25 protein-coding genes are annotated in these 26,941 nt (G+C 69.0%); 13 read left to right on the plus strand and 12 right to left on the minus strand.

Annotated elements, in window-relative coordinates; translation table 11 throughout:
• The first annotated feature begins 83 nt into the window (after positions 1-83).
• Both QH276_RS33395 and QH276_RS33400 read left to right on the plus strand, forming a co-directional pair.
• On the plus strand, positions 84-848 hold the full coding sequence (locus QH276_RS33395) for an SDR family NAD(P)-dependent oxidoreductase (RefSeq protein WP_280400700.1): 765 nt from the start codon (positions 84-86) through the stop codon (positions 846-848).
• Between the two features lie 83 nt (positions 849-931).
• Positions 932-1,657: an SDR family NAD(P)-dependent oxidoreductase gene (locus tag QH276_RS33400; RefSeq protein ID WP_280400701.1), complete on the plus strand. Its 726-nt coding sequence runs from the start codon at positions 932-934 to the stop codon at positions 1,655-1,657.
• 87 nt (positions 1,658-1,744) lie between these two features.
• On the opposite strand, the gene QH276_RS33405 is transcribed toward QH276_RS33400, so the two are convergent.
• From QH276_RS33405 to QH276_RS33430, 6 genes are all read right to left on the minus strand, one after another.
• Positions 1,745-2,389, minus strand: coding sequence for a hypothetical protein (locus QH276_RS33405; RefSeq protein ID WP_280407018.1), 645 nt, complete (start codon positions 2,387-2,389; stop codon positions 1,745-1,747).
• 72 nt (positions 2,390-2,461) lie between these two features.
• Positions 2,462-2,857, minus strand: coding sequence for a RidA family protein (locus tag QH276_RS33410; RefSeq protein ID WP_280402026.1), 396 nt, complete (start codon positions 2,855-2,857; stop codon positions 2,462-2,464).
• Between the two features lie 82 nt (positions 2,858-2,939).
• Positions 2,940-3,707: an enoyl-CoA hydratase/isomerase family protein gene (locus QH276_RS33415; RefSeq protein WP_280402025.1), complete on the minus strand. Its 768-nt coding sequence runs from the start codon at positions 3,705-3,707 to the stop codon at positions 2,940-2,942.
• Position 3,708: 1 nt separating this feature from the next.
• Entirely contained in the window at positions 3,709-4,797 is a 1,089-nt protein-coding gene (locus QH276_RS33420; RefSeq protein WP_280402024.1) for an acyl-CoA dehydrogenase family protein, read from the minus strand.
• Complete coding sequence (locus QH276_RS33425) at positions 4,784-5,689, minus strand: acyl-CoA dehydrogenase family protein (RefSeq protein ID WP_280402023.1); 906 nt, start codon at positions 5,687-5,689, stop codon at positions 4,784-4,786. The genes QH276_RS33420 and QH276_RS33425 overlap by 14 nt, the downstream gene beginning before the upstream one ends.
• Complete coding sequence (locus QH276_RS33430; RefSeq protein ID WP_280402022.1) at positions 5,667-7,154, minus strand: class I adenylate-forming enzyme family protein; 1,488 nt, start codon at positions 7,152-7,154, stop codon at positions 5,667-5,669. The genes QH276_RS33425 and QH276_RS33430 overlap by 23 nt, the downstream gene beginning before the upstream one ends.
• Positions 7,155-7,254: 100 nt before the next feature.
• Here QH276_RS33430 and QH276_RS33435 point away from each other — a divergent pair, with 100 nt between their 5' ends.
• Positions 7,255-8,313, plus strand: a complete 1,059-nt coding sequence (locus QH276_RS33435) for a ferredoxin--NADP reductase (protein ID WP_280402021.1) — start codon at positions 7,255-7,257, stop codon at positions 8,311-8,313.
• Here QH276_RS33435 and QH276_RS33440 read toward each other — a convergent pair.
• On the minus strand, positions 8,304-9,179 hold the full coding sequence (locus tag QH276_RS33440; RefSeq protein ID WP_280402020.1) for an arylamine N-acetyltransferase family protein: 876 nt from the start codon (positions 9,177-9,179) through the stop codon (positions 8,304-8,306). The two genes, QH276_RS33435 and QH276_RS33440, sit on opposite strands and share 10 nt — an antisense overlap.
• 31 nt (positions 9,180-9,210) lie before the next feature.
• A complete protein-coding gene (locus QH276_RS33445; RefSeq protein WP_280402019.1) occupies positions 9,211-9,783 on the minus strand; it encodes an NADPH-dependent FMN reductase in 573 nt (190 codons plus the stop codon).
• A gap of 122 nt (positions 9,784-9,905) precedes the next feature.
• Here QH276_RS33445 and QH276_RS33450 point away from each other — a divergent pair, with 122 nt between their 5' ends.
• Positions 9,906-12,731, plus strand: coding sequence for a BTAD domain-containing putative transcriptional regulator (locus tag QH276_RS33450; protein ID WP_280402018.1), 2,826 nt, complete (start codon positions 9,906-9,908; stop codon positions 12,729-12,731).
• Positions 12,732-12,782: 51 nt separating this feature from the next.
• Here the strand turns inward: QH276_RS33450 and QH276_RS33455 are convergent, their stop codons facing one another.
• On the minus strand, positions 12,783-13,295 hold the full coding sequence (locus QH276_RS33455; protein WP_280402017.1) for a DUF1772 domain-containing protein: 513 nt from the start codon (positions 13,293-13,295) through the stop codon (positions 12,783-12,785).
• Positions 13,296-13,498: 203 nt separating this feature from the next.
• Complete coding sequence (locus QH276_RS33460) at positions 13,499-14,107, minus strand: TetR/AcrR family transcriptional regulator (protein ID WP_280402016.1); 609 nt, start codon at positions 14,105-14,107, stop codon at positions 13,499-13,501.
• A 114-nt stretch (positions 14,108-14,221) separates the two neighbouring features.
• On the opposite strand from QH276_RS33460, the gene QH276_RS33465 reads away from it, so the two are divergent.
• The 6 genes from QH276_RS33465 to QH276_RS33490 are packed head-to-tail and all read left to right on the plus strand — an operon-like array spanning position 14,222 to position 20,212.
• The gene (locus QH276_RS33465) at positions 14,222-15,778 is read left to right on the plus strand and encodes an acyl-CoA synthetase (RefSeq protein WP_280402015.1); all 1,557 of its coding nucleotides are present in this window, start codon (positions 14,222-14,224) and stop codon (positions 15,776-15,778) included.
• 13 nt (positions 15,779-15,791) lie between these two features.
• Positions 15,792-16,979: an acyl-CoA dehydrogenase family protein gene (locus QH276_RS33470; RefSeq protein WP_280402014.1), complete on the plus strand. Its 1,188-nt coding sequence runs from the start codon at positions 15,792-15,794 to the stop codon at positions 16,977-16,979.
• Positions 16,976-17,326 carry a YidH family protein gene (locus tag QH276_RS33475; protein ID WP_280402013.1) on the plus strand — a complete coding sequence of 117 codons (351 nt, stop codon included), beginning with the start codon at positions 16,976-16,978 and terminating at the stop codon, positions 17,324-17,326. Before QH276_RS33470 ends, QH276_RS33475 begins: the two co-directional genes overlap by 4 nt.
• Positions 17,323-17,628, plus strand: coding sequence for a DUF202 domain-containing protein (locus QH276_RS33480; protein ID WP_280402012.1), 306 nt, complete (start codon positions 17,323-17,325; stop codon positions 17,626-17,628). Before QH276_RS33475 ends, QH276_RS33480 begins: the two co-directional genes overlap by 4 nt.
• A gap of 35 nt (positions 17,629-17,663) precedes the next feature.
• Positions 17,664-18,842, plus strand: coding sequence for a serine hydrolase domain-containing protein (locus QH276_RS33485; RefSeq protein WP_280402011.1), 1,179 nt, complete (start codon positions 17,664-17,666; stop codon positions 18,840-18,842).
• 29 nt (positions 18,843-18,871) lie between these two features.
• A complete protein-coding gene (locus QH276_RS33490) occupies positions 18,872-20,212 on the plus strand; it encodes an MFS transporter (RefSeq protein WP_280402010.1) in 1,341 nt (446 codons plus the stop codon).
• 223 nt (positions 20,213-20,435) lie between these two features.
• Here QH276_RS33490 and QH276_RS33495 read toward each other — a convergent pair whose 3' ends face one another.
• Positions 20,436-22,268 carry an alkyl/aryl-sulfatase gene (locus QH276_RS33495; protein ID WP_280402031.1) on the minus strand — a complete coding sequence of 611 codons (1,833 nt, stop codon included), beginning with the start codon at positions 22,266-22,268 and terminating at the stop codon, positions 20,436-20,438.
• A gap of 387 nt (positions 22,269-22,655) precedes the next feature.
• Here QH276_RS33495 and QH276_RS33500 point away from each other — a divergent pair, with 387 nt between their 5' ends.
• The 3 genes from QH276_RS33500 (at position 22,656) to QH276_RS33510 (ending at position 25,778) form a co-directional block, all read left to right on the plus strand.
• On the plus strand, positions 22,656-24,410 hold the full coding sequence (locus QH276_RS33500; protein ID WP_280407019.1) for a sensor histidine kinase: 1,755 nt from the start codon (positions 22,656-22,658) through the stop codon (positions 24,408-24,410).
• Positions 24,407-25,072 (plus strand): response regulator, encoded by a 666-nt coding sequence (locus QH276_RS33505; protein WP_280402008.1) that lies wholly within the window; start codon positions 24,407-24,409, stop codon positions 25,070-25,072. The genes QH276_RS33500 and QH276_RS33505 overlap by 4 nt, the downstream gene beginning before the upstream one ends.
• 82 nt (positions 25,073-25,154) lie before the next feature.
• Positions 25,155-25,778, plus strand: coding sequence for a Uma2 family endonuclease (locus tag QH276_RS33510; protein ID WP_280402007.1), 624 nt, complete (start codon positions 25,155-25,157; stop codon positions 25,776-25,778).
• A gap of 74 nt (positions 25,779-25,852) precedes the next feature.
• Here the strand turns inward: QH276_RS33510 and QH276_RS33515 are convergent, their stop codons facing one another.
• Complete coding sequence (locus tag QH276_RS33515) at positions 25,853-26,938, minus strand: PQQ-dependent sugar dehydrogenase (RefSeq protein ID WP_280402006.1); 1,086 nt, start codon at positions 26,936-26,938, stop codon at positions 25,853-25,855.
• Between the last annotated feature and the right edge of the window lie 3 nt (positions 26,939-26,941).

The following is a 26,941-nucleotide window of genomic DNA, read 5'->3' on the forward strand; positions in this document are numbered from 1 at the left end:
CGCCACGTCGACGATCTTGCCGATATACATGAGAATAGTATTCTCTCAATCTGAGAGCGATAATCGCAAGAGAGGGCAGCGTCATGCAGATCGAAGGAAGTTCGGCGATTGTCGTCGGCGGTACGGGCGGACTCGGCGAAGCCACCGTCCGGCGGCTGCACGCGGCCGGCGCCCGCGTGGTTGTCGCCGATGTCGCCGACGACAAGGGCAAGGAACTGGCCGCCGAACTCGGAATCCGCTACGTGCACACCGACGCCACCAGCGAGGAATCGGTGCAGGCGGCCATCGAGGAAGCGAAATCCCTCGGCCCCCTGCGTATCTCGGTCGACACCCACGGCGGTCCCGCCAGCGGTGGCCGCCTGGTGGGCAAGGACGGTAAGCCACTGCCCCTCGACGGTTTCCGCACCACCATCGAGTTCTATCTGACCGCGGTGTTCAACGTGATGCGGCTGTCCGCGGCGGCCATCGCCGAATCCGACCCCACCGAGGAGGGCGCGCGCGGGGTCATCGTGAACACGGCCTCGGTCGCCGGCTACGAGGGCCAGATCGGGCAGCTTCCCTATTCGGCCGCCAAAGGTGGCGTGATCGGCATGACCCTGGTCGCCGCCCGCGACCTCTCCCCCCTCGGTATCCGAGTCGTCACCATCGCCCCCGGCACCTTCAACACCCCAGCCTATGGCAAGGCCGCCGACCAGCTGGAACAGTACTGGTCGCCGCAGATCCCGTTCCCGAAGCGGATGGGCCGCTCGGCGGAGTACGGGCACCTGGTGCAGTCGATCGTGGAGAACGACTACCTCAACGGCGACGTGATCCGCCTCGACGGCGCGCTGCGGTTCCCGCCGAAGTGACCACCGCGACTCCGACCGGCGGCGGGGCAGAACCGGCGCCACAAACGGCTGGGCCCGGTGGCGCCCGGCCGTTGGCGGGAAAGGTGGCCTTCATCGCCGGCGCCAGCCGCGGAATCGGTGCCGCGATCGCGGAAACCTTGGCCGGGGAGGGCGCAACCGTCGCGGTCGCGGCGCGGTCGGCGGAACCGGGCCGCGTCGCAGGCACCATTCATCAGGTGGCCGAACGGATCGCGTCCGCGGGCGGCCACGCGCTGGCGGTGCCGTGCGATGTGACCGAAGAGGAGTCGATCCGAGCTGCGGTGACCACGACAGTCGCCGAGTTCGGCGGAATCGACATCCTCGTCGCGAATGCCGGTGTGCTGTGGCTGGGGCCGGTGGAGAGCACTCCGCTCAAACGCTGGCAGCTGTGCCTGGACGTCAACCTCACCGGGGTCTTCCTGGTGACCCGCGAGGTGATACCACATATCCGCGCCCGCGGCGGCGGCTCGCTCATCGCGGTCACCACCACCGGCGTCGAGATGACCGACCGCGGCGCCAACGCCTACTGGGTGTCCAAGGCCGCCGTGGAACGCCTCTATCTCGGCCTCGCCGCCGATCTACGACCGGACAATATCGCGGTGAACTGCCTGAGCCCGTCGCGTGTCGTACTCACCGAGGGCTGGAAGGCGGCCGGCGGTGGTGATATCCCGGCCGAGATGGTGGAACCACCCGAGACGATGGGCCGGGCCGCAGCTCTGCTCGCTGCTCAGGATGCCACCGGTATCACCGGCACGATCCAGCGCTCGGAGTCGCTGCTCGCTACTCGGTGACCCGGCCGGCCGGGAGGACGGCGTCGCGGCAGCAGTCCCTCCCACGACCCCACAGGTTTCCGCCGCAGCTGCGGGGAACAGGCGTGGTCACAGCGGCTCGCCGGCGTCCGGCCCGCCGGTTTCGGCGCCGACCGCACCCGGTGCGCCGGCCGGGGCCTTCGGCCGGTAGGCGCCGAGTTCTTCGCGCTGCCGGAAGCGATTCAGCTCCCACAGAGCTGTTCCGGTGACCAGCAGCGCGGCCACGAACAGCACTGCCGGTGGATAGACCGCTGTCAGCGCTGCCCGCCGGCCGCGCTCGGCCGCGATATCGGACCACAGCGGAAACCTCAGCACCGCGATCGCGGCGAGCGTACCGAGCGTGGCCACGCCGAAGGCGGCCCGCCGGTAGGCGGATCGCCGCTGCTGCAGCGCCACCCGGTAATCCGCCCACCGCGCGTTCGCGGAGGTGTCCAGATGTGTCGTATCGCCTTCGATCTGCCGGATCCGGGCCAGCGCATGCGCCACCGACCGGTCCAGCGAATCGCGCCCTTCCAGCCCTTCGGGCCACTCCGAGCGGATCTTGACCAGCACGTCGAGCCGCTCGTACGGCGTCCTGCGCGCGTTGCGGAGCGCGTAGCGGCCACCGATCCAGGCCAGGAGAACGACCGCCGGGGGAACTGCGAAGAGCAGAAGGTCTTTCCACCACGATCCGGCGGGAGCGGGAGCGGCTGCGACGGCAAGCCAGTCGATCACCCGCCGATTTTCCCACTCAGCCGCCCGTTCGGGAGCCGTCTTCGCCACAACAGTTCCGCCGGACGGGATCGTTCACGGCCGTACCGCGACCGCGTCGACTTCGAATTGCATCGTCGGCAATGCCAGTGCGGCGACGCCGAGCAAAGTCTGCGCGGGCGGTTTCTCACCCCAGATCGCAGCGATCCGGCGCCCCAGCACACCGAGTTTTTCCAGGTCGTGGCCCACGATATAGGTGCGCAGTACGGCGACGTCGGCGTATCCGAGACCCACCGCCGCCAGGGCGATACCGAGGTTGTCGAACGCCGCCTCGACCTGCGCGGCGAAATCGTCCCCGGCAGGCTGCCCGTCGGCGCCGGAATCGTACTGTCCGGCGACGAAAACCAGTTCACCCCGGGTGCGGGCGATATGGCTGTACCCGAACGGTACGGGATCGTGCAGTTCCGGCGGGTTGATGATGTCGATCGCCATGGGGTGGCGCTCCGTTCCTGTCGGGAATCAGTACGTCGAGTCGACGGAACGGTAGCGGCCGGTGTGACATCGCCGCGAGGACCTACTTCTTCCCAGCCGTGAGCCGGGTGATGGTCGCGCGGAAATCGTCGGTCTGGAACGACTGGTATTCCGCGGTGAGCGCGTAGTCCAGTGAGGTCAGTACCGCCTTCTCCAGTTGCATGTTCAGGACGCGCTTCGTGGCCTCGACAGCCTGGCGGGGCATTTCGGCGATCCGCTTCGCGCAGGCCAGCGCCTCGGCCATCGGATCGGCAACCACATGGTTGGCCAGGCCCATGTCCCGGGCGCGGTCGGCGGGGATACGGGCGCCGGTGAGCGCGTACTCCTTGGCCAGCAGCAGACTGGTGTGCAGTGGCCAGGTGAGCGGGCCGCCGTCGGCGGCGACCAGGCCGACCTGGACGTGCGGGTCGGCGAGGTAGGCGGTTTCGGCCATATAGACGATATCGCTGAGCGAGACCAGGCTGCAGCCGAGACCGACCGCCGGGCCGTTGACCGCCGCGACCACCGGGACCCGGCAGCGTGCCATTCCGAGCACGATATCGCGGCCGTGGGCGATGGTTTTCTCGCGCAATGCGGTATCGCGTCCCAGTTCTTCCAGATAGGTGAAATCGCCGCCGGCCGAGAACGCTTTCCCGGCGCCGGTCAGTACCACCGCCCGCACCTGCGGATCTTCCGACACCCGGGGCCACAACCGCGCGAGCCCGGAGTGCAGGGCGTCGTCCACCGCGTTGAGGGCGGCCGGCCGGTTCAGGGTGACGATCCGCAGTGGACCGTCGGCCCGGACGTCGATTTCGGCGGGCATATCGTACATTTCAGACTCCCAATCCGAGGATGCGCGAGGCGATGATGTTCTTCTGGATCTGCGAGGTGCCGCCCATCACGCTCTGCGCGCGGCTGTACAGGTAGGAACCGAACAGTTCCTGGTCGCCGGTGCCGGCGACAGCGAGGGCGGCATGGCCGACGGATTGGTCGACCCAGGTCATGAGCAGTTTGTCCAGCGATCCCTGTGGCCCGTGGGTTACACCGTCGAGTTGTTCGGACAGCCGCCGGCGCACATGCAACCGCAGCATCTCGGCCTGCACGGCCGCCCAGGCGAGTTCGTCCGGTGCCGGCCCGTCGACCCGGGCGGCCAGCTGCCGCACCAGTTTCCCGTAGCGGGCGGCGTAACCGAGGGTCGAGGGTTCGCGTTCGTGCCCGACCACGGTCATCGCCAGTTTCCAGCCCTCACCGGGCGCACCCACCATCTGATCGGCGGGTACCCGTGCGCCGTCGAACAGCACCTGCCCGAACTCGGTCGTCACACCGCTCATCATTTCCAGCGGCCGCTGCTGCACGCCCGGCTGCTTCATCGCGATGACGAACGCCGAGATACCTTTGTGCCGCGGCGCTTGCGGATCGGTGCGGGCCAGTAGCAGGCACCAGTCGGCGACATCCGAGTAACTGGTCCAGATCTTGTGTCCGTGGATCACGTAGTCGTCACCGTCGCGGGTGGCGGTGGTGGTGAGCGAGGCCAGATCCGATCCCGCCCCGGGTTCGCTGAATCCCTGGCACCAGCGCTGACTGCCGTCGATCATGCCGGGCAGGAACCGGCGGCACAGTTCGGGGCTCGCGTGGCGGCCCAGCCCTTGGATCAGGTAGCCGAGGCTGGGCCGCGGCGGGGCGCCCGCGACGGCCAGTTCCTCGTCCAGGATCACGTCGTAGACCGGGGGCAGATCCTGGCCGCCGTACTCTCGCGGCCAGGACAATCCGAAGAACCCGGCCCGGTACAGCTCGGCATGCCATTCACCCTGCCGGGCCCAGTACTCGTCGCCGGAGGTCGGGTATTTGCCCGCCACACCGGCGAGCCAGTCGCGCAGCCGTTCCCGGAACGCTGCTTCTTCCGGGGAATCACGATAGTCCAAGGCCGGCCTCCTCCAGGCGGACGGGAAACAGTTCGGTGGACACCAGGGCCCGCCGCAGATACACGTGGGCCAGGCATTCCCAGGTGTTGCCGATACCGCCGTGCACCTGGATGGCGGTTTCGCAGACCGTGCGGGTGGCGCGGGCGGCGTAGATCTTGGCGATCCGCGCCGCGCGTAGCGCCTCGGCCGGCCCGAGTTCGTCGACGGCCCAGGCGGCATGCCACAGCACACTCACCGAACCCTCGATCAGCGCCTCGCTCTCGGCCAGCAGATGCGCCACCGCCTGATAGGAACCGATCGAATTCCCGTATTGGTGGCGGACTTTCGCATAGTCGACCGCGAGTCTCTGCGCACCGCGCGCGGTACCGACCAGATCCGCGCAGGTGATCGTGAGGGCCAGTGCCTGCCAGCGGTCACGGTGGGCGTCGGAGATATCCCCGCGCGATTCCCACGGTCCCTCCGCGGCCGCGAACCCGCGGGTGAGATCCGCACCGGGGAGCGGGGCGCCGACCGACCCCGCGAGCAGCCGGCTCCCCTCCAGTTTCAGCGCACGGTCGCTGCCGCGGGCGTCGATCGCGCTCCCCGCCACCGCGATCGTCCACCGCGAGGTATCACCGTCGGACCGGCCGTGCAGATCATCGGCCAGCACGGGCCCGAGCAGCGCGACATCCACCAGCCCGCGCCCGAATTCCTCGGCCACCAGCGCCACCTCCACACCGGAGGCGCCGTCGGACCGCAACTCCCGGAAACCCGTCCCCGCGACCGCGTCCTCGAGCCGGGCCCGCCGTTTCTCGTCGGCCAGATCCAGGACCGATCCGGGCCCCAGCTCATCGGCCAGTTTCGCGGCCGCTTCCCGGAGTTGCCGCTGTTCACTCGTCAGCCGGACGTCCATAACGCTCCTTCAGCACTCGCCGCAGCACCTTGCCGGACGGCAGGCGGGGGATTTCGTCGACGAACTGCACCTGCCGCAACCGTTTGTATCCGGCGAGCCGCTGTTCGACCGTGGCCATCAGTTCTTCGGGCGTCACCGGGGCGGTGGTCGCGACGGCGGCCACGATGGCTTCCCCGTTGGCGCCGTCGGGCACCCCGAATACCGCGCAGTCGGCGACCGCGTCGTGCCCGTGCAGCACCGCTTCGATTTCCGCGGGCGCCACCTGGAATCCGCGGACCTTGATCATTTCCTTGGACCGGTCGGTGAGCCGCAGCCAGCCGTCCTCGTCCACAGTGCCGACATCGCCGGTGCGGTACCAGCCGTCGTCGAAGGCCGCCGCGGTCGCGGTATCGGGCAGATACCCGGCCATCACCGAGGCGGACCGCAGCTGGATCTCCCCGTCCACGCCCGGCCCGACCGGTTTCCCGTCGTCCAGCGATACCACCCGCACGTCGACACCCGGCACCGCCTTGCCCACACTCTCCAGGCGCGGGGAGTCGATCGGATTGCAGGCGATCACGGGTAGTTCGCTCGCGCCGTAGGCGGGCAGCCAGGTGACCCCGGTCCGGCGGGTCACGGTTTCGGCGACACTCGCGGTCACCGGGGTCGCGCCCCACATGATGTAGCGCAATGAGGAGAGATCGTAGGACTCCAGGTCCGGGTACTGCGCCATGGCCAGCGCGATCGGCGCGACCGCCATTTCGATGGTGATCCGGTCGGACTGGATGTGGGCCAGCACTTTCTGCAGGTCGAACCGGCGATGCAGCCGCACCCAGGCCCCGGTTTCCAGGGCTGTCACGATATTGAGGATGCCGAGGATATGCGAGGGCGGGGTCGCGACCTGGATTCGATCGTCCGGCCCCAGGCCGAGGGCGTCCCGCCAATGCCGTACCGCCGCCGCGAAGGAAGCGTGGGTATGCCGCACCGCCTTGGGCAGACCCGTGGTGCCCGAACTGAATACGAGTACCGCGTCGGCGGCGGGGTCCGGTGGATCGAAGGTGCGAGTGGCGGCGGGCAGCGGCGCGTCCAGCGACACCATATCCGCGAGACCGGCCAGCACCGGGTGGTCACCGACGGCGTGCCGGGCGCCGGTGATCTCCAATGCATGCGCGACCTCGGTATCTTTCCAGGCCGGGCTCAGCAGGACCACGGCGGCACCCAGCCGCCAGATCGCCAGCACGGCGGTGACGAATTCGGGCCGGTTGGACGACATCAACGCCACCCGCTCGCCGGGTCCGGCCCCGCGCGCAGCCAGCGTCTCGGCCAGGCCGTCGGCCATGGTCTCGAGTTCGGCACGGGTGTACTGGTGTTCCTCGAACGCGAGAACGGTGCGTTCCGCCCGCGGGGCCGCGTCCGGCCCGGATTCCGGCCGCCCCGCGGGCGCGGTGGGCCCGGGAACCTCCGCGGGCACTGTGGCCTCACTCATCTGCCGCCCCCGATCCGATTGCACGTCATCGCTGTTCCTATCCGAATTTGAGAATACTATTCTCGCCTGGATAGAATCTTAATACCAGAAGGAGGCGACCATGGCGAGACCACCACTGTTCCGGCGCGCGAAGGTGATCCGGATCGTCAAGGAAACACCCGATACCCGCACCTTCGTACTGGAACCGGAAGACGGGCCGTTCTCCTATCGGGCCGGCCAGTTCTGCACCTTCAAGGTCACCGTCGACGGCAAACCGCTGTTCCGGTCGTACTCGATGTCCAGCGCGCCGGAGACCGACAGCGAGTTCATGACCACGGTCAAACGGGTGCCCGGCGGCGCGGTGTCGAACTGGATGCACGACAATCTCGGCGAAGGCGACGAGGTCGAGCTGACACTGCCCACCGGCCGCTTCTGCCTGCGCGAGGGCGATGTGCCGGTACTCGGTTTCTCCGGCGGTAGCGGGATCACCCCGATCATCTCGCTGGCCAAGAGCACCCTGGCGAGCACCGACCGCACGGTCCGGCTGCTGTGCGCCGACCGCGACCGGACCTCGGCCATTTTCGAGGCCGCGCTGGACGAGCTGGTGGCGAAATATCCGGACCGGTTGACCGTCGTCCGCCACCGCGACGACGAGCACGGGTACGTGGACGCGGCGAAAGTCCGCGAATTCGTCGGCGAGCATACGGCCGGCGATGCCTATATCTGCGGCCCCGAACCGTTCATGGAACTGGTGGAGAACGCGCTACCCGGGCCGGGGCGGATCTTCTCGGAACGTTTCGGCGGCACTCCCGCCGCCCCGGCACCACCCGTCCCGGCTCCCGCAGCGGAACCCGCTGTCACCGGACCGGTTTCGGCCCCCACGCCACCCGCACCCGCGGCCACCGAAGAGGGCACCGTGACGATCTTCCTCAACCGGAAGAAGAAATCGGTCCCCCGCCGCGACGGCGAAACCCTCCTGGAGAGCGCCCGCCGCGCCGGCCTGACTCCCCCGTTCTCCTGCGAATCCGGGAACTGCGCCACCTGCATGGCCAAACTCACCGAGGGCAAGGCCACCATGCGCATCAACGACGCCCTCACCGACGACGACCTCGAGGACGGCTACATCCTCACCTGCCAAGCCGTCCCCGACACCCCGTCGGTGACGGTGCGTTACGAGTGATCCGGGGTGTGGTCCAGCGCGACGGACGAGGACGCCCCGGCGTTCAGCGCCGTACGGCGTTCGGCGAGGCGGCCGGCCTCGCCGGGGGTCAGCGCGGCGCCCAGCTCACCCAGCCGGATATCGAACTCGCCGGGCTGTAGCGACCGGTGCACGGTGCCCGCCCCGGGTTTCCGGATGGTGACGGCATTGTGGGTGAGGGTCACATGACGGCCGTCGGCGAGAAACCGCGCCACGACGAGCATCCTGCGGAAGACCGAATCGGGATGGGTGCTGGTGTAATGGTGCCCCACCGCGATATCGGCGGGGAGCACGGTGCACTCGTCCGTGGTATGCATACGCTCCCAGCCACTGCGCCGCAGCCGCTGCAACTCCCAGGACGCGCCGTGTGCGTCCGCGCTCCGCACTATGCGGAAGGTAGCGCCCGCCACCGTGTCCTGCGCCAGGTGTCTCATCGGGATCGGCCGGAGCAGGCTGAACCCGAATCCCGGATCGGCGAGTAACCGTCGCCCGTCCACTTCTACTTCCACGACCATATGGGTTCTGGCACTGCCGGCCGGATCACCGACCCGGCCCAACCGCCGCACCACCGGATAACCCAGCTGCTCGAGGGCAGCAGCGAACAGGGTCGCGTGTTCGAAGCAGTATCCTCCCCTGCCCCGGCCGAGGAACTTGTCCTGGACTGCCGACAGATCCACTCCCGGGTGCCGGCCGAGCAGTACGTCGATATTGTCGAAGGTGAAGGCGCGCAGGTGGGCCAGGTAGAGCTCGGTGAGCGCGGCCCGGCCGGGGCGCCGGCGTGGCACCCCCAGGTACTCCAGGTAGGCGGTGAGATCGAGAGTTTCGCTGCGCCACGCTGTGCTCGTCATCGCTGTGTCCTCGGAATGGGTTCCGGCCGGGTCAGGCGCGATAAGGTTCGGCGTGGCGGTGGTTACGCAGTGCGGTCGCCCACCACGCGAGTTGCGCCAGCATGACATCGGCGGCCTTGTCCGCGCGAGCCGTATCGGTGAGGCGGCCGGATTCGTCGAGCCGTTCCCATACGTTGGTGAAACAGACGCCGTCACGGATGGTGGTGGCGTGCAACTCGGGAAAAACCAGCCGGAGCGCCTCGACCGCGCGCAACCCACCCGCGACTCCGCCGTAGGAAACGAACCCGACGGGTTTGGCTCGCCATTCGTCGACATACCAGTCGATGACGTTCTTCAGCGCCGCCGGGTACGAGTGGTTGTACTCGGGGGTGACCATCACGAACGCGTCCGCCTTGTGCAGCCGTTCCCCGAGCTCGCGTACGACAGCCGGGGCGGTCTCCGCCGAATCGGCGTGACGGTCGGGCAATGCGCAGTCGGCCGGGTCGATCAAATCGACTCGGAAGTCCCGGTGCTGTTCCGCGCGGTCCCGGAACCAGTCGGCAACGACCGGGCCGAGGCGTCCCGCCCGGATCGAGCCGATGATGATCGCGAGGTGCAGGGCCATTCGAAACTCCTTCCCATATCGGTTGATGCCGGCCCAGCGTGCAACAAGTGGGTTCCGGTATCGTTCCGGTGCCGTTCCGGTCGGCAGAACACCTGGTCAGACAGTTTTGCTACGGTGGATTCGTGCGTTTGGGAGTCCTCGGGCCCATTACGGTGTGGGACGCCGACGGCACACCGATCCCGGTGGCCGGGAAGAAGGTCCGGGCCCTGCTGGCGGTGTTGCTGATCCATCGCGATTCGGTCGTATCGGTCGACACCCTCGCCGACACGCTGTGGGGCGACCGGCCGCCCGCCAAGGCCGCGGCCGTGCTGCGGTCGAAGATCTCGCAGTTACGCCAGGTGCTGCGGACCGCGGGCGCAGATGCCGCCGATCTGTTGCGCTGGGAGTCCGGCGGCTATCGCCTGCGGGTGCCGGCCGCCGCGGTGGACGCCGGCCATTTCGAAGCAATGCTCGCCGAAGCGTACGACGCACCCTCACCGCAGACCGCGCTGGAGTTGCTGGCCGTCGGTGAATCACACTGGCGCGGTGCCCCCTTCGCCGAGTTCCGTGATGCGCCGTTCGTCGCCGCGGCCGCCGCGGAACTCGACGAAAAGCGCCTGTCCGCCCGGGAATTGCGGATACAGCTGCGGATCGAAACCGGGCATGCGCATGCCGTGATCGGTGAGCTGACCACCCTTGCCGCGCAGTATCCGGTGCGGGAGAAAATCCATGTGCTGCTGATGACCGCGCTGTACCAGACCGGACGCCAAGCGGAGGCCGTTGCGGTGTACCGCGCGCTGGCGCGGCGGCTGTCCGAACAGCTCGGATCCGATCCCGACCCGCGTACCTCCCGCATCTTTCTGGAGATACTGCGGAAGGAGCAGCCACTGTACGAAGCGCTCCGCTCCGGCGAGCCGGACCCGCCGGTGCGACTGCCCGTTCCACTGACCCCTCTGGTGGCGCGGGCGGCCGAGCGCACCCGGGTACTCGGCCTTCTGCACGAAAGCCGGCTGGTGACGATCACCGGTCCGGGCGGAATCGGTAAGACTCACCTCGCCCTGGATGTGGCGTATGCGGCGGCCGCCGAGTTTCCCGGCGGCGCCGTTTTCGCCGACCTCAGTGGGATCCGCCGCGCGGACGAGGCGGCCGTGTACCAGGTATTGGCCGATTGCCTGCGGGTTCGCGACGATCTCGGTTCCGGTGCCACCGAATTGAACGGCCCGGCCGGACTGCGGTCCCGGTTGTACACCATGGTGATGACCAAACGGGTGCTGCTGCTGCTCGACAACTGCGAACAGGCCGTGGAAGCCATCGCCGGGGTGGTCGGCGAACTGCTCACCCGTGCTCCGGAATTGCGGGTCCTGGCCACCGGACGGGAGCCACTGCGGGTATCCGGCGAACGCGTGGTGCCGCTGCCCCCGTTGTCCTTTCCCACCGAGCGCACCGCCGAAACCGCCGATCCACGGACGTTCGGTGCCTATGAACTGTTCACGCGGCGGATCGCCGATGCCGGTGGGCCGGTTCCGGAAACGGCCGGCGATATCGCGCCGGCGCTGCGCATCTGCCGCCGCCTGGACGGGGTGCCGCTCGCGCTGGAGCTGGCGGCACCGTGGGTCCGCACGCTGGGCCTGGCGGAGGTCGAGCGGCGCCTCGACGATCGGTTCCGGCTGCTGTCCACGGGTCCGCGCAGTGCGCCACCCAGGCAGCGCAGTCTCGCCGCCGTCTTCGACTGGAGCTGGGAACTCGCCACCCCGGCCGAGCGGACCGCCCTGCGGCGGTTGTCCTGCGCGGACAGCGCGACACTGCCCGCTGCCGCGGCGATCATCGGCGATGACGCCGCGAGTATCGCCGAAATGTTGTCGCGGCTGGTCGAACAGTCCTGGCTGGCTGTCGAGAGTTCGCCGATAGGCCCGCGTTACCGCATGCTGGAATCGGTACGCGCCTACGCACGGGCCCGCCTCGGCGAAACGGACGAGACATCCGCAGTTGTCCGGCGGCACTGCGACTACTACCTGCGCACGATCGAAGAGCAGACTCCGCTACTTCGCACCGAGCACCAGCGGGCGGCACTGGAACGGCTGGGGGCGGAATCGGCTGATATCCGGCTTGCGCTGTCCCACTCGGAACAGCCACTGCCCGCGGTGATCCGGATGATGTGGTTCTGGGTTCTCACCGGGCGGCTCACCGAAGCGGCCCGCCGGCTGACCGCTGCCATGCCGACGGCCCGGCCGGGCACCGACGAGGAGCGCGCGGCACACAGCTGGGCGCATACGCTGCGCCTCCGCATTGCCGACGCCGCGCCGCTACCCAGCCCGCGGACGGCCGCCGAGCCGGCGGCGGAGCCGGAGCTCGGTCCGCTGGCCGAGGAAGTGGCCCTGGCGCGGTGGTATCTATCGGTGACGCGAATGGCCGGTGGGGCACCGGCACAGTTCGGCGCAGTACCCGCAGGGCGGTGGGGCGAGGCGGCCGCGGCGCTGGAACGGGCGCTGGCGGCCCAACGCTGCGATCACACCGAGGCCGGCCGGCTGGCCGGCCACAGTTTGCTGGTGTTCCGGGAGATCGGCGATCAGTGGGGCATTCTCCAGGCACTGGACGTTCTTGCCCGCGTGCGCGGCGAGTCGTCGGATGCCGAGGAAATCGACCGGTGGGCCGTGGGTATCGCCGAGGATCTCGGCCTACGCAGCGATCTCTCGCGCATCCTGACCCGCCTGGGGCGTCGGCTGCTGCTGGGCGGGGAGACCGATGCGGCCCGCACAGCGTTCCAGCGGGCCCGCGCCATCGCCGGGGAGCAGTGCGACGGCATCGTCAGCGCGGCCGCGGAGACCGGTCTGCGAGCCGTCGGCGCGGCATCGCCCAACGCCACCGCACCCCACCGCGGCGAGGCGGATTACGTCGATTACGCGGATATCCTGCGGCGCAGTGATTTCTACGCCGAACCGTCGCCGTCCGAGCTGCCACCTGCCCGATGAGCCGAGCGGTCACCGGCCGGTGACCCTGTCCGGCCCGCACGCGACGGCCACTCAGCCGGCCGCCTGCGTCCGGCCCCACTGAACCAGCGCCCAGGTCAGCGAGATGAACGCGAGCCCGCTCGTCACCACCCGGACGTGATTCCAGGCCACCCAGCGGGCCTCGTCGAACGCCGCCCGCACCGCCGCCGGGTCCGCCATTTCCGCCGGATCGCCCGCAGCCTTCAGCGCGTCGTTGAGCGGCACGTTCACCACGATGGTGACCACGACCGCCACCAGATAGAGCAGCGCCGCGGCCGCCGTCCACCCGAGCACGGACCCACGGCCCCCACCGAGCTGTAACAGGGCCGCTGCCACCGACAGGATCAACGCGCCCAGGAAGGTCGCGAGGAACAGTGGGTTCATGATCGCCCGGTCGATCGCTTGGAACGAACCGATGAACGTGCGGTCGCCGGTCGTTCGCAGGCCCGGCATGACCGCCAGCGAATAGATCCCGAAAACACCGGCCATCAGGCCGGTGGTCACGGTCGCCGCCACCAGCACGGTGGCACGGATTCCGTCGAGCATTACCTCACCTCGTCCGAGTAGTCCCGACTACCTCAGCGAGGCGCGGCCTGCGGTATGCACAGGTAGACATCGAGTACCGTACCGGTTCGCGGCGGCGCTTCACCATGGCCGGGAGTACCACCCGAACCGCACTCCGGCCCACCCACCCAGGAATCGAACGGTCCGGTATCGCCGGCGGACCGCATACGGCCGGCGGGTAGACCTCACTCCGGGGCGTCGCCCTCGAACCCGGAGGCCCAGAACCGGCCGCGCAGCGAGAGATCACGCAGCATGGTGGTGACCTCTTCCGGGGTCAGCGCGGGTGTTTCGGGTTCCAGCCACCACTGCAGCACGCCGATCTGCTCGCCGGCCCACGCCCGGGCCAGCAGCTCGATATCGATATTCGGCGTCACCCCCTGCGCCTGCGCGCGCGCAGCGAAAACCGCTGCGGCGGTGGCGGCTTGGGCGTCGGTGAACCGGCGCAGCGCGCGACCGTCCCCCTCGCCCCGCAGGATGACCCGGTAGGTATCACGCTCCTCGGCGGCGTGCCGGAACATTTCGAGGATCGGTTTCCCGGTGAACCCCACCGACGACGTCGAGACCAGCGGCCGTTGCCGTTCCTGCAATTCGGCGATCAGATCGGTGACGATGTGCTCGAGCAGATCGTCCTTGTCGGTGTAGTGCGTGTAGAAGGTGGCGCGGCCCAGGTCGGCGCGCGCCGTGATGTCCTCCACGGTGACGCTCGCGTACCCGCGTTCCAGGATCAGCGCGATCAGGGCGTCGCGCAGGGCGCGCCGGCTACGCCGGACACGGCGGTCTTCGGGTGGTGGCACAGGTCCCCTTTTCCTCTCGAGAGCCGTCTGCGTCCGAGCATATCGCGTATTGACACACCGCCCGATATTAGACAGTCTGTCCAGTAACAGCCATCACGTCGGTTTGGAGCTTCGATGAATCTGGGCGGTTACCTCACCCGCAGCGCCACCTTCTGGCCCGATCGGGAGGCACTGGTCTGCGGGTCCGCGCGCTGGACCTACCGCGAGCTGGAGGACGAATCCAACCGGCTGGCCTCGGCGCTGATCGGCCGGGGATTCGCCGCGGGCACCGCGATCGGTACCTTCGCGGCGAATTCCGGCGAGTTGGTGGTCACCGAAATGGCGCTGTCCAAAGGGGGTTTCGTACGGGTGCCGGTGAACGCCCGCCTCGGCGGTGACGAACTGGCGCATATCCTGCGCGACGCCGGGGTGCGGGTGTTGTTCGTCGATCCCGCGCACGCCGAAGCGGCGGCAGGCGCCATCGCCCGCGCGGAGGCCGACTGCCTCCTGGTCGATTACACCGGCCGCTCCGCGGGCCCGCAGGCGTACCGGGAGCTGCTGGCGGAAGGGTCGGTGGAGGCGGTCGCGGTGGACGTGGACGCCGACGAGCCCGCCGTGCTGAACTACACCTCGGGGTCGACCGGCAAGCTCAAAGCGGCGGTGCAGACGCACGGCAACCGGCTGGCCAATATGCGTAAGCGGCTCATGAGCCCGGCCGGCGCGACTCAGCCCGACGACCGATACCTCGCCCCCGGCCCCATCACCCACGCCTCCGGCATGATGCTGCTGGGCGTGCTGGCACGCGGCGCGGCGGTGGTGATCCTGCCCGCCTTCGATACCGAGACGTTCCTGCGGACGGTGGAATCCGAACGCATCACCACCACCTTCATGGTGCCGACCATGCTCAACATGCTGCTCGACCATCCCGCGATCGCCGAGGTGGACCTGTCCAGCCTGCGGGTGCTCGGGCTCGGTGGCGCCCCGGTTTCGCCCCAGCGGTTACGCGACGCCGTGCGGGTCTTCGGTCCCATCGTCATCCAGGGCTACGGACTGGGCGAAACCACCAGCGGGATCACCGTGCTGACCGCGGACGATGTGGTGCGCGGTATCGAATCCGATCCGGAACTGCTGATGTCGTGCGGGCGGCCGGTTTTCGATACCGAGGTGCGGGTCGTCGACGACGCGGGGACGCCGCTGCCCGCGGGGCAGATCGGCGAGATCGTGGCGCGCGGCCCGGATTGTGTCCGCGAGTACTGGCACGAACCCGAACTGTCGGCGGAGACCTTCCGCAACGGCTGGGTGCACACCGGTGACGTCGGCTATTTCCGGGCCGATGGCTACCTGTTCATCGTCGACCGCAAAAAAGACATGATCATCTCCGGCGGTTTCAACATCTATTGCAGCGAGGTGGAGGCCGCCCTCTACGAACACCCCGGCGTCGCCGAGGTGTGTGTGGTCGGTGTGCCGGACGAGCAATGGGGCGAGGCGGTCAAGGCGGTGGTGGTACCGCGGGCGGGCGCGGCACCGACGGAAGAAGAGCTGATCGAGCACTGCGCCCGCCGGCTGGCCCGGATGAAGAAACCGCGGTCGGTGGATTTCGTCGCGCAGCTGCCGGTGAACCGCAACGGCAAAATCGACCGCCGCCTCGTCCGCGAGGGCTACTGGTCGGCCGCCGGCCGGCTCGTGAACTGACAGGGAGACCCCGATGACCTTCACCCTCGCCCCGGACTACGCGGACAATCCCCGCCTGGCGGATCTCGTCGGGCGGCTGCGCGAATACCTCGACGGCGAACTCGCCGAATACGAAGCCGGTCTCGGACTCACCCGCGAATCCCGGTACAGCCGTGAGGTTCTGGAACCGATCTGGCGGCGCAGCCGGGAACTCGGTTTCTACGGTATCCACCTGCCGGCCGAATACGGCGGACAGGGGCTCACCTTTACCGAACTCGCGGCGCTGAAAGAGGAAATCGGCGCCTCGCCGCGGCTGTTCTCGAGTTCGGTGCTCGGCGATATGGGCGGACCGCTGCGCATCGGCGCCATATTCGATTACGCCACCCCGTATCAGCTGGAGAAATATCTGCTGCCGGTACTCCGCGGCGAACGGGCCTGCTGTTTCTCGCTCACCGAGAACGACGCCGGATCGGATGTGCGCGGAATGCTGACCACCGCCACCCCCGACGGCGACGGCTGGCGCTTGACCGGTCACAAAGTATTCTCCAGCGCCGGCCCGTTCGCGGATTTCTCTATTCTCGTCGCCCGGATGACGGATACCGACGGTGTATCGTCCGAGAGCTATTCGGCATTCCTGGTCGACCTGGACGCACCGGGTTGTACCGTCGCCGAGGGGCAGACGCCGATGTCGGGGGAACATATCGAAGCCGATATCGTGCTCGACGACTGCTATATCGGGCCCGAACAACTGCTGGGTGAGATCGGCCAAGGGTTGCGGATCGGACTCGGCCGGGTCACCGTGAACCGGTTGCTGCACTGCCCCACCGCGCTCGGCGGCGCCCGGCGCGCCCTGCAACTCTCCCTCGATTACGCCAAGACCCGCCAGGTGAACGGCGCCCCACTGGGTATGTTGCAGTCCATCCAGCACCGGCTCGCCGATATGGCCGCCGACTACTACGCCGCCCGGTCGATGACCTACGACGCCCTCGCCGCGCTCGATACCGGTGCCCGGCCGCGGACCGAGGCTTTCCTGTGCAAACTGTTCGTCGCGGAGAAGGCGTTCACCATCGCCGATCACGCGGTGCAGATCCACGGCAAAGCCGGGGTGGTGCGCGGCGGCGAGGTCGAAGGGCTCTTCCAGAAGCTGCGGATGTTCCGGATCCTCACCGGGTCGTCGGAGATCCAGCGCAACGGTATCGCCCGCGAACTGCTGCTCTCATGACGACGGCCCCGGAGATCGAGACCGACCGGGAACCCGATTACCGGTTCACGCTCGCCAACGAACGGACCTTTCTGGCCTGGATCCGCACCGCGCTCGGGCTGGTGGCCGGGGGGATCGTGGTGGGTCAGCTGTATGCGGCCGGGTCCGGCCCGGCCGGACCTCGGCTGATCAGTGCGGTGTGCGCGGTACTGGCCTGCGTGATCGCCCTCGGCGCGTTCCGGCAGTGGCGGCGGGTGCAGCAGGCCATGCGCCGCGACGCCCCGCTGCCCCGGCCGCCCCTGATCACCGCGACCGTCACCGGAGTCTGTGTGGCAGCACTGCTCTCGGTGGCTCTGCTCGCGCTGTGACCACGGCCCCGGGACTGCAGCCCGAACGCACCGCACTCGCCTGGCGGCGCACCCTCCTGGCCGCCACCGTGCTGCTGGTCCTGCTCATCCGATCCGCTGTCGTCGACCCGGTACCAGCGACCCTCGCCGGAGTGTGTGCCGCCCTGGTGGTGCTGGCCGCGCTGGCCGCGACCGCCCGCCTGCGCCGTCGCCGCTACCTCCGCGATCCCGCCGACCCCCGGCCGATCCCGGTACCGGCGGCCGCGGTGATCTGCGCCGGTATCTGCCTCACCGCCTGCGGTGTGCTGCCGCTACCCGCCTGAGCCGGGCCCCGCCGCCCGGCCGAAAAGGAGTAATCATGACCCGAACCGTCGATCCCCGGGAGATGACCTGGACGCGGGGATTCCTCGACCCCGCCCACGTCCGTCAGCACGCCACCACCATCCGGGAGATGAGTCCCACGCGCCGGGTCTGGCGGGGAACCGGCGCGCGATGGGAGTTGCCTTCCGCCCCGGCCGATCTCGCCGAGCTGCCGATCCGCTGGACCTGGGACCGCACGGTACCGCTGAGCCGGGCCCTGGCCGAATCCGATTCCGACGCCCTGGTGGTCGTCCACCGCGGCCGTGTGGTGTACGAGCAGTACCTGCACGGCTGCCTTCCGCACGAACCACATCTGAACGCCTCGCTCACCAAGTCGTATATCGGCCTGCTCGCGGCCCTCGTCGCGGATCAGGGCCTGATCCGGCGCGACGAACCGGCCGCCACCTATGTCCCGGAACTGGCCGGTACCGGCCTCGGTACGGCCACCGTGCACCAACTGCTGCATATGACCACCCACCTGAACTTCGGCGGCCGGCCCTACGACCGCGTTCTCGAGGCGCATCGTTTCTGGGCTGTGGTCTCCCCCGGATTGCGTCCGGCCGGCTACACCGGCCCCACCACCATCCTCGAGCATCTCGCCACCAGCCGCGCGACCGGACCGTTCGACGCCGAATTCCGGTACGACAACGCCAATACCGAGGTGATCGCGGAGATACTGCGCCGGGTCACCGGAATTTCGACCGCCGATCTGCTCGGCGAACTCGTCTGGTCGCGGATCGGCGCGGCCGAGGACGCGTATTTCGTCGTGGATTCCGCCGGGAACGAGATGGCCTGCGGCGGTTTTGCCGCCACCGCACTCGACGCCGCCCGGGTGGGCGAGATGTTGCGCTGCGAGGGCGCGGTGGCGGGGCGGCAGGTGATCCCGGCGGCGGTGGCGCGCGCGATCACCGCGGTGCCGGAGGGACCGGCGCGCAAGGTCCGGTTGCCCCGCGACCCCGTCGATACGCCGCCCCGCCTCGGCTACCACGATTTCTGGTGGATCCTCGAAGACGGCTCCTACATGGCCAGCGGTATCCACGGCCAGCGCCTCTACGTCTCCCCCGGCCGGGAACTGGTGATCGTCCACTACGGCGCGCATATCCTGTCGCCCGCCGTACCACCCCCGCCGCTGGTACTGCTGTTCACCCAGATCGGCGCCGCACTCTCCGCCGGCTGACGCGCGGATTCATTCGACAAGGACCTGCAATGACGCACTCCGCTGATTCCGCCCTGCCCGGCCACCGGGCCCGGCGGGGTAAGAACCTCGCCCTGCTCACGGCCTCCTCCGCCATGGACAACGCCGAAGCCAATGTGACCTCCGTGCTCTTCCCGCTGATGCGGGAGGCACTCGGCCTGTCCACCTCCGCCCTGGGCACGATCGTGGCCGTCGGGAAAGCGGTCGGTGTATTCGCCGGAGTCCCGTGGATGATGCTCGCCAACCGGTATTCCCGGCGGACGGTCCTGTCGATCTGCGCGGGTTTCTGGGGCGTGTGGTCGATCGCGGCGGGGATGTCGGCGAGTTTCGGCCAGTTCGTGGTGCTGTACGGTATCGCCGCGGCGGGCTTCGCCGGTGCGGGACCGATCGCGCTGGCCATCCTGAGCGATATCTATCCCGACAGCCATCGCGGCCGGGCCACCGGCGCGCTGTACGGCGGGGTCGCCCTGATCACCGGGATTTCGGGGCCGGTGTTCGGCCAGCTCTCCGGATTCGCCGACGGGTGGCGCTACGGTTTCTATCTCTCCGGTGGGATCACGCTGGTATTGGGTGTGCTGATCCTGGTGTGCCTCGACGATCCGGTGTCGCGGTCCCGCCGCGAGGTGGAGCTGCCGTCGCTCGACCGGATCGAGGACAAGGCCCGGAACCTGCGCGGTGGGCTGCGCGAACTCCTGGCAATCCGGACCTACCGGTACCTGCTGGTCCAGCGGGTGTTCTCCGGCCAGAACATCATCATGAGTTTCGCGACGACCTTCATGGTCACCGACCGCGGGCTCAGCACGGCCACCGCCGCGGCGATCGTCCTGCCGTTCGCCCTCGGCTATATGGCCGGCACATTCGCCGGTGGCCGGGTCAACGATCTGTGGCATCGGCACCGGCCGCGGACCGGCCGGGTCGCCATGCTGCAGGCCGGACAGCTCGCCTTCGCCGCGGTCGCGTTCGCCGCTATCGGGCCGGTCTGGCAGCACACGGCGATCTACGTGCTGCTGTTCACGGTGCTGGGTTTCCTGCAGGGGCAGGTTCCGGTGACCAACCGGCCGCTGATCATGGCGGTGGTTCCGCCGCCGCTGCGGGGACTGGCGTTCGCGGTCTCGGTCTCGACGGTCGAGGCCCTCGCCTACGCCGGCTACGCGCTACTGGCCGGTTTCCTCGGCGACCTCATCGGCCTGCAGGCCACCCTGCTGCTGATCACCGTCGCGCTGACCACGGTGAACGGAGTGTGCTCGGCGGCGCTGTACCGGCCCTACGCACACGACAGCGCGGTGATCGCCGCACGCTGGCCGGATCCCGCGGTAGCGACGAGACCGCCGGTCGTCGGCGCCCCGGACTGATCGCCCGGGAACTACTCGATTCACGGCCGGCTGCCACCGAGATCGCGGCCGGCCGTGCACACTGCCGGAGCGCGGACAGGCTCCACGACACCGATCGTGGCCCGGGACCGCCCGCCGTGCGACACCGGCCGGACCGTGAGGCCCCGGCACCGACCCCGCCGACGGACAGAACGCAGACCGCCCCTCCACCCAATTGTGTGGAGGGGCGATCTGCTAGCCGGGTTCAGGGAGTGACGATCGGGAAATCCCGGTTCGGCGTAGCCAGCAGTTCTTTCACCTGCTGGAGCACTGCGGGATTGCCGGTGACGCGGATATCCCCGGACCGGACCGCGGCGGCGAAATCCCCGCCGGCGAGCAGCACACGCAGCAGTGTCGGCCGGGCGAGATCGAACGCGGCATCGGGCGCGGGGCCCTTGTGTCCGGACGGCAGGTCGTAGTGGACCAGCACACCGTTGCGCAGTTCCGTGCGGTGCGTGCGGCGTTCGTCGCGGATACGCCAGTCCATCACGATCCGCCGGTCCCATGCCTTCGGGCCGTCGACCCGGACGGCGAGCGCGTCGAAAACCATCTCGACCGTCAGCGCCGCGCTCAGCCCCGCGTTGTCGGTGGTGGTCGGTGTGCCGAACGACCCGTTGCGCAATTCGGTCGCGCCGGAGAGGTAGAAGTTGCGCCAGGGCGCGTTCTCCGCGCCGTAGCCGAGTTGTTCGAAGGCGCTGGCCTGCAGCTGTTTCGCCGCCGTATTGCCCGGGTCGGCGAAGATCACGTAGTTCACCAGCTGCACCATCCAGCGGTAGTCGCCGTCGCGGTAGGCCGCGCGCGCCTTGTCCAGGACGGCGTCCGCGCCGCCCATGGCGTCCACGTGCCGGGTGGCCGAATCGACCGGCGGAAGCTCCCACAGGTGGGCGGGATTACCGTCGAACCAGCCCATATAGCGCTGGTAGATACCCTTAACGTTATGGCTCAGAGAGCCGTAGTAGCCGCGGCTGTGCCACGCCTCGCGCAGTGCGGGCGGCAGTTCCAGCATTTCCGCGATCTCGGTGCCGACGAAACCCTGATTGATCAGCCGCAGCGTTTGATCGTGCAGGTAGGCGTACAGGTCGCGCTGCAACTCGAGGTATTCGACGATCCGGTCCGCACCCCAGGTCGGCCAGTGGTGCGAGGCGAACGCGACCTCGGCCGACCGGCCGAACAGGTTGATCGCCTCGGTGAGGTACGCCGACCACATCCGTGGGTCGCGGACCTGCGCGCCGCGCAGGGTGATCACATTGTGCATGGTGTGGCAGGCGTTCTCGGCCATGCACAGCGCGCGATGGTCGGGGAAGTAGAAGTTCATCTCCGCCGGCGCCTCGGTGCCCGGAGTCATCTGGAAGACGATCCGCACGCCGTCGACGGTTTCCTCCTGTCCGGTGCGGGTGATATCGAGGGTCGGCGGGATGAGGCCGATGGAACCGGTCGAGGTGGTCTGTCCCAGGCCCGACCCGACCTGCCCCTTCGGCCCGCGCGGCAGCGCCGCGCCGTACATGTATCCGGAACGCCGGCTCATCGCCGGGCCGGCGTAGACGTTCTCGGCCACCGCGTGTTCGAGGAACCCGGCCGGCGCCAGCACCGGACAGCGGCCGGCCCGGACCTCCTCCGGCGTCGTCACCCCCAATGCGCCGCCGAAGTGGTCGACATGGGCGTGGGTGTAGATCAGCCCGGTGACGGGTCGGTCACCGCGGTGTTCCCGGTACAGGGCCAGTGCCGCGGCCGCCGTTTCCCGGGAGATGAGCGGATCGATCACCACGACCCCGGTCCGGCCCTCCACCAGCGTCATATTCGACAGGTCCAGGCCGCGCACCTGGTAGATCCCCGGCACCACCTCGTAGAGACCCTGCCGGGTCACCAGCTGGGACTGCCGCCACAGGCTGGGATGCACCGAGGGCGGGCAGGGTTCCCGCAGGAACGCGTAGGAATCGTTGTCCCAGACGACCTTGTCGCCGTCGCCGCGCACCACTCCCGGCCGCAGCGACCCGAGGAAGCCCCGGTCGGCGTCGGCGAAATCCGCGGTATCCGACATCGGCAGTGTTTCGGCCGCCCGCCTGTTCTGCTCGATGATATGGCCGCTGGGCTCGGCCACCTCGGCGAAGGCGCCGTTGTCGGCGCCGGAAGAATCGCATCCGCTCACCGTCACACCCGCCGCGGTCACCGCCAGCGCGGCCGCCCCGAAACCGAGAACTCCGCGCCGGGAGAATATGCGGTCCGCACCGGAATGCGGTTCGGCCGCGCCGGTCCCCATACCGCTCTCGTCCGTCATCGTCGACACCACCTATTCATTCGGAGAACACTCGGCGCAGCGAACCGATATATCTCGGCACAATTGCCGGAAAGAGAATTCCGTGGCCGCGGTCACACCACAAGTTTTTGTGCGCACTGCGCGAAACAAGCGATTCGGAAATTATGTGCATTGTGTGCACCGGAATGGGTGCGCAGTATCGTGCACGGGATGGTCGGCGCACGATTCCGGACGATCCGGTTACGCACACAGGTCCTGCTGCTGCAGGTTCTGGTCCTCGCGCTGGCCTTTGTCGTCGCGGTCGCGATCTGGGCTTTCCGCAGCGATGCCCGGTTGCGCAACAGCTACGGGCAACAGGCGCTGGCCACCGCGCGGGTTCTGGCCGCCGAACCGGGGGTCCGGGAGCAGACCACCCGGGCCGCGACGGCACCCCGGCCGGAGCCGGGACAGCTCGACAACGACCCGGGCACCCTGCTGTTGGAGCGCACACTGACCGCGACACAGCAGCGGACGGGCGCGCAGTCGATCCGGGTCACCGGCGAACGCGGCGTGGTGCTGGCGAGCACGGATTCACCCGCCCGCCGGATCGGATCCGCCGACAACCCCGCCGAGGCCGCCACACCTGGCAAGAATCCAGCCGGCGCCACCACATCCGCCGCCGCGCCCGGCGAGAATCCGGCCGGCTCGGTCATCGGCACGGAGGAGTACGGAACCGATCACGGCACCGCCTGGGCGCGGGCGCCGATCCACGCGACCGGTAGCGGCCGGTTCACCGGTACCGTGCAGGTCACGATCCCCACGCCCACCCGTGCCGGCGAACTCCGCAACGCGATCCCGGTGGTCGGCGCCGGGCTGCTGCTGGGCATCCTCGGCGCGGTCCTGCTGGCCCGCCGCTGGCGCGGACTCACGCTGGGGCTCGAACCCGCCGAACTGGCCGAACTCGTACGCGGCCAGGCCGCCATCCTGCACGGTATCGGGGAGGGTGTCGTCGCCGTCGATTCGCGCTGGCGCATCACCTTCGTCAACGAACAGGCCGCCCGGCTGCTCGGTATCGACCCCGGCCCCGGCCGCCCGATCGCCGATATCGGCCTGACGCCGCGGGTACTGGACCTCTTCCGCACCCTCGAATCCCGTCCGACCGTGGCCACCGTGCGCGACCGGGTCGTGGTGGTCGCGGCCCGACCGGTCCGCCACGACGGCCGCGACCTCGGCGCGGTCCTGGTCGTGCACGACCGCACCGATGTGGAATCGCTGGCCCGCCAGCTCGACGCGGTGCAGTCCATGAGCACGGTGCTGCGCGCCCAGCGCCACGAATTCGCCAATACCCTGCACCTGCTCAGCGGCCTGCTGCACCGGGGCCGGATCGACGAAGCGACCCGCCGGATCGACGGCGTTCTCGGGTCCGGTCCGCTGGGCGCCGCGGCACCGGGTATCGATGCGATCCGCGACCCGTATCTGCAGGCCTTCGTCGCGGCCAAGGCCGCGCACGCCCGGGAGCGCGGTGCCGAACTGGTACTCGGGCCGCACACCGCCGTCGACGGTGACCTCATCGACCCGGTCGATGTCACCACCGTGCTGGGCAACCTCCTGGACAATGCCTTCGACGCCGTCGCCGGCAGCCCGGTAAAGCGGGTGGAAGTGGAACTGGTCCAGGAGGAATCGGCGTTGTACATCACGGTCGCCGACAGCGGTCCCGGGATAGCCCCCGAGCTGGTCGGCAGTGTTTTCACCGAGGGCACCTCCACCCGCGACGGGAGCACGATCCCCGGCGGACGCGGCGTGGGCCTGGCCTTGATCCGGCAACTCGCTCGCGCCCGCGGCGGCGATGTCCTGCTATCCAGTCCGGGCGGCGGCACCGCGGTACTGTGCGGGGCCGAATTCGTCGCCCGTATCCCCGGGGTCCTGCGGGTGCGGACCGGACAATGACCACCGAACCGCTGCGCGTGCTCATCGTCGAGGACGATTTCCGCATCGCCGACCTGCACGCCGAGATCGCGGCGTCGATCCCCGGTTTCACCGTGGCGGCGACAGTGGGCAGCGTGGCCGACGCGCGCACCCGTTACCGCGACTCGGCCCTCGACCTGGCCCTGGTCGACGTCTACCTCCCGGACGGCAGCGGCATCGATCTCGTCCGCGAGATGCGCTGCGACACCATGGTTCTCACGGCCGACTCCGAGGGCGCCACCGTCCGGTCCGCACTCGCCGCGGGGGCACTCGGCTATTTCGTCAAGCCCTTCCCACCGGCCGCCCTCAGTGCCCGGCTGGCCGGTTACGCCCGCTACCGCCGCCTCCTGGCAGACCCCCACGTCGACCACGCCCGCGTCGAGGCCGCCCTGGCCGCCCTCCGCCCGGCCCCCGCCCCCGGGCCCGCCGCACCGGTCAGCTCACCGACGAAAGACCTTGTCCTGGAAGCGATCCATGGTTCGTCCGGGCCGTTGTCCGCCGGCGAGGTCGCCGACGCCATCGGCGTCTCCCGCCCCACCGCCCAACGCCACCTCACCGCTCTCGTCGCCGCCGGCACTCTCCGCATGCGCCTGCGCTACGGCCAGGCGGGGCGACCCGAACAGGAGTACTCCCCCGCCCCCTGACAACAGCAGCCCAATCCTGCCCGGCTACGGCTACGGCTACGGCTACGGCTACGGAGTCCCGTATCCGACTAAGATCGGTCCCATGTCAGCCATCTTCGATTGGGCGCGGCCGGACAATATCCAGCCGGAACCGATCACTGTCGAGATCTGGCGGGAGCTGCCCGAAGACTTCTGCCGATTGGTCGAAGTGGTGAACGGAGACGCCGTGCGCTGTGAGTCACCGTCACGGGCACATCAGAAGGCTGTACACCGGCTGCTCGGCATGCTCGAATCGGCGGCGCGCGACTATATGACCGAGGACCCCTCTGCCTGCCTGGATGTCAATCACGACTTCGACGTCGTGCTCTGGGAGGTTCCCCGCGCCACCATCCGGCGGCCCGATATCGCGCTGTTCGAATGTGTCCCACCCGACGTCCGGCCGGTACCTGCCCGCCACCTCAAGATCGCTGTCGAAGTCATCTCGCCGAGCCATGTGAAAACGGACCGTCTGGAGAAAATGAGCGAGTACGCGGCGGCCGGAATTCCGTGGTATTGGCTGGTCAGTATCTCCGATACCGAGGTCACCTCTATCGAGACCTACGGCCTGGACCACGGCGTCGGTCATTACCGTCCCGTCGCTGTCCTGAAGCCCGATACCTCGTTCGCCGTGGACCTCCCGATCCGAATTCGGATCGAATGGGCCCAGCTGACCGGGCTGGTGCTGTGAAGGCTCGCTGATCAGCACCTGTTCCCGACACAGCTGCGCCGAGGTGGGAACAGGGCCGGCGCTCCTCCGCAGGCTCAGTTGCCGAATTCGACGCGCAGGATACGGTCGTCACCGGGTGCGGGGTTGCCCCGGCCGTCGGTGTTGTTCGTCAGGACCCACAGGGAGCCGTCGGGGGCTACGGTGACGTCGCGTAGGCGTCCGTACTCTCCGATCAGATGCTCGGTGGAGGTGGCGAGTTCGTCGAGCGGGATCTGCCGCAGTCGCTCGCCGCGAAGGTTGGTGAGATAGATGCTCCCGTCCTTGACGGTCATACCGCTGGGGCTGGCGTCGGCGGGCCGCCACTGCTGGACCGGGTCGCGGAATCCGCCGCGGCCGGCGATCCCTTCCACCTCCGGCCAGCCGTAGTTGCCGCCGGGTTCGATCACGTTGAGCTCGTCCCAGGTGTCCTGCCCGAACTCGCTCGCGTACAGCGTGCCGTCCGCGGACCAGGCGAGCCCTTGGGGATTGCGATGGCCATAGCTGTAGACCGGGGAACCGGGGAACGGGTTGTCCGCGGGGACCCGCCCGTCCGGGGTCATCCGCAGAATCTTGCCGGTGAGCGCGCCGCGCTCTTGCGCACTGCCGCGGTTCCCGGCATCGCCGACGGTGGCATACAGCATCCCATCGGGTCCGAAGGCGATCCGGCCGCCGTTGTGGAACCTGGCGGCCGGCACACCGGCCAGCAGCGTTTCCCCGTCGCCGAGTCCGAGACCGCCCGGCGCTCCGGTGAGTTCGAACCGCTCGATGCGGTTCTCGCTGCCGGCCGTGTAGTAGGCGTAGAGGCTGTCCTCGCGCACGGCGATTCCCAGCAAACCGCCCTCGCCCGAGGCTGCCACGCTCTCGATCACCCCGACCTCCCGCGCGGTTCCCTCGGCGTCGAGTTCGAGAACGCGGCCCGAATCCCGTTCGCTCACCAGCGGTGTCTGCCCGTGGAAAACGATCGACCAGGGTGCGGCGAGACCCGAGGCGATGGTGGTGACCGCCCCATCCGCCGCCGGGGACGGTCCGCGCGGTGATCCGGTCGACGTGTGCCCCGCCGGATCGCCCGGACCGGATGTGCATGCGGCCAGCACGCCGGCGACCAGAATCGGACCCAGGAACCGGGTGCATCGCCCGGTCATCGC

It is taken from the genome of Nocardia carnea (genome assembly GCF_029869215.1).
Taxonomy (GTDB): Bacteria; Actinomycetota; Actinomycetes; order Mycobacteriales; family Mycobacteriaceae; genus Nocardia; species Nocardia carnea_B.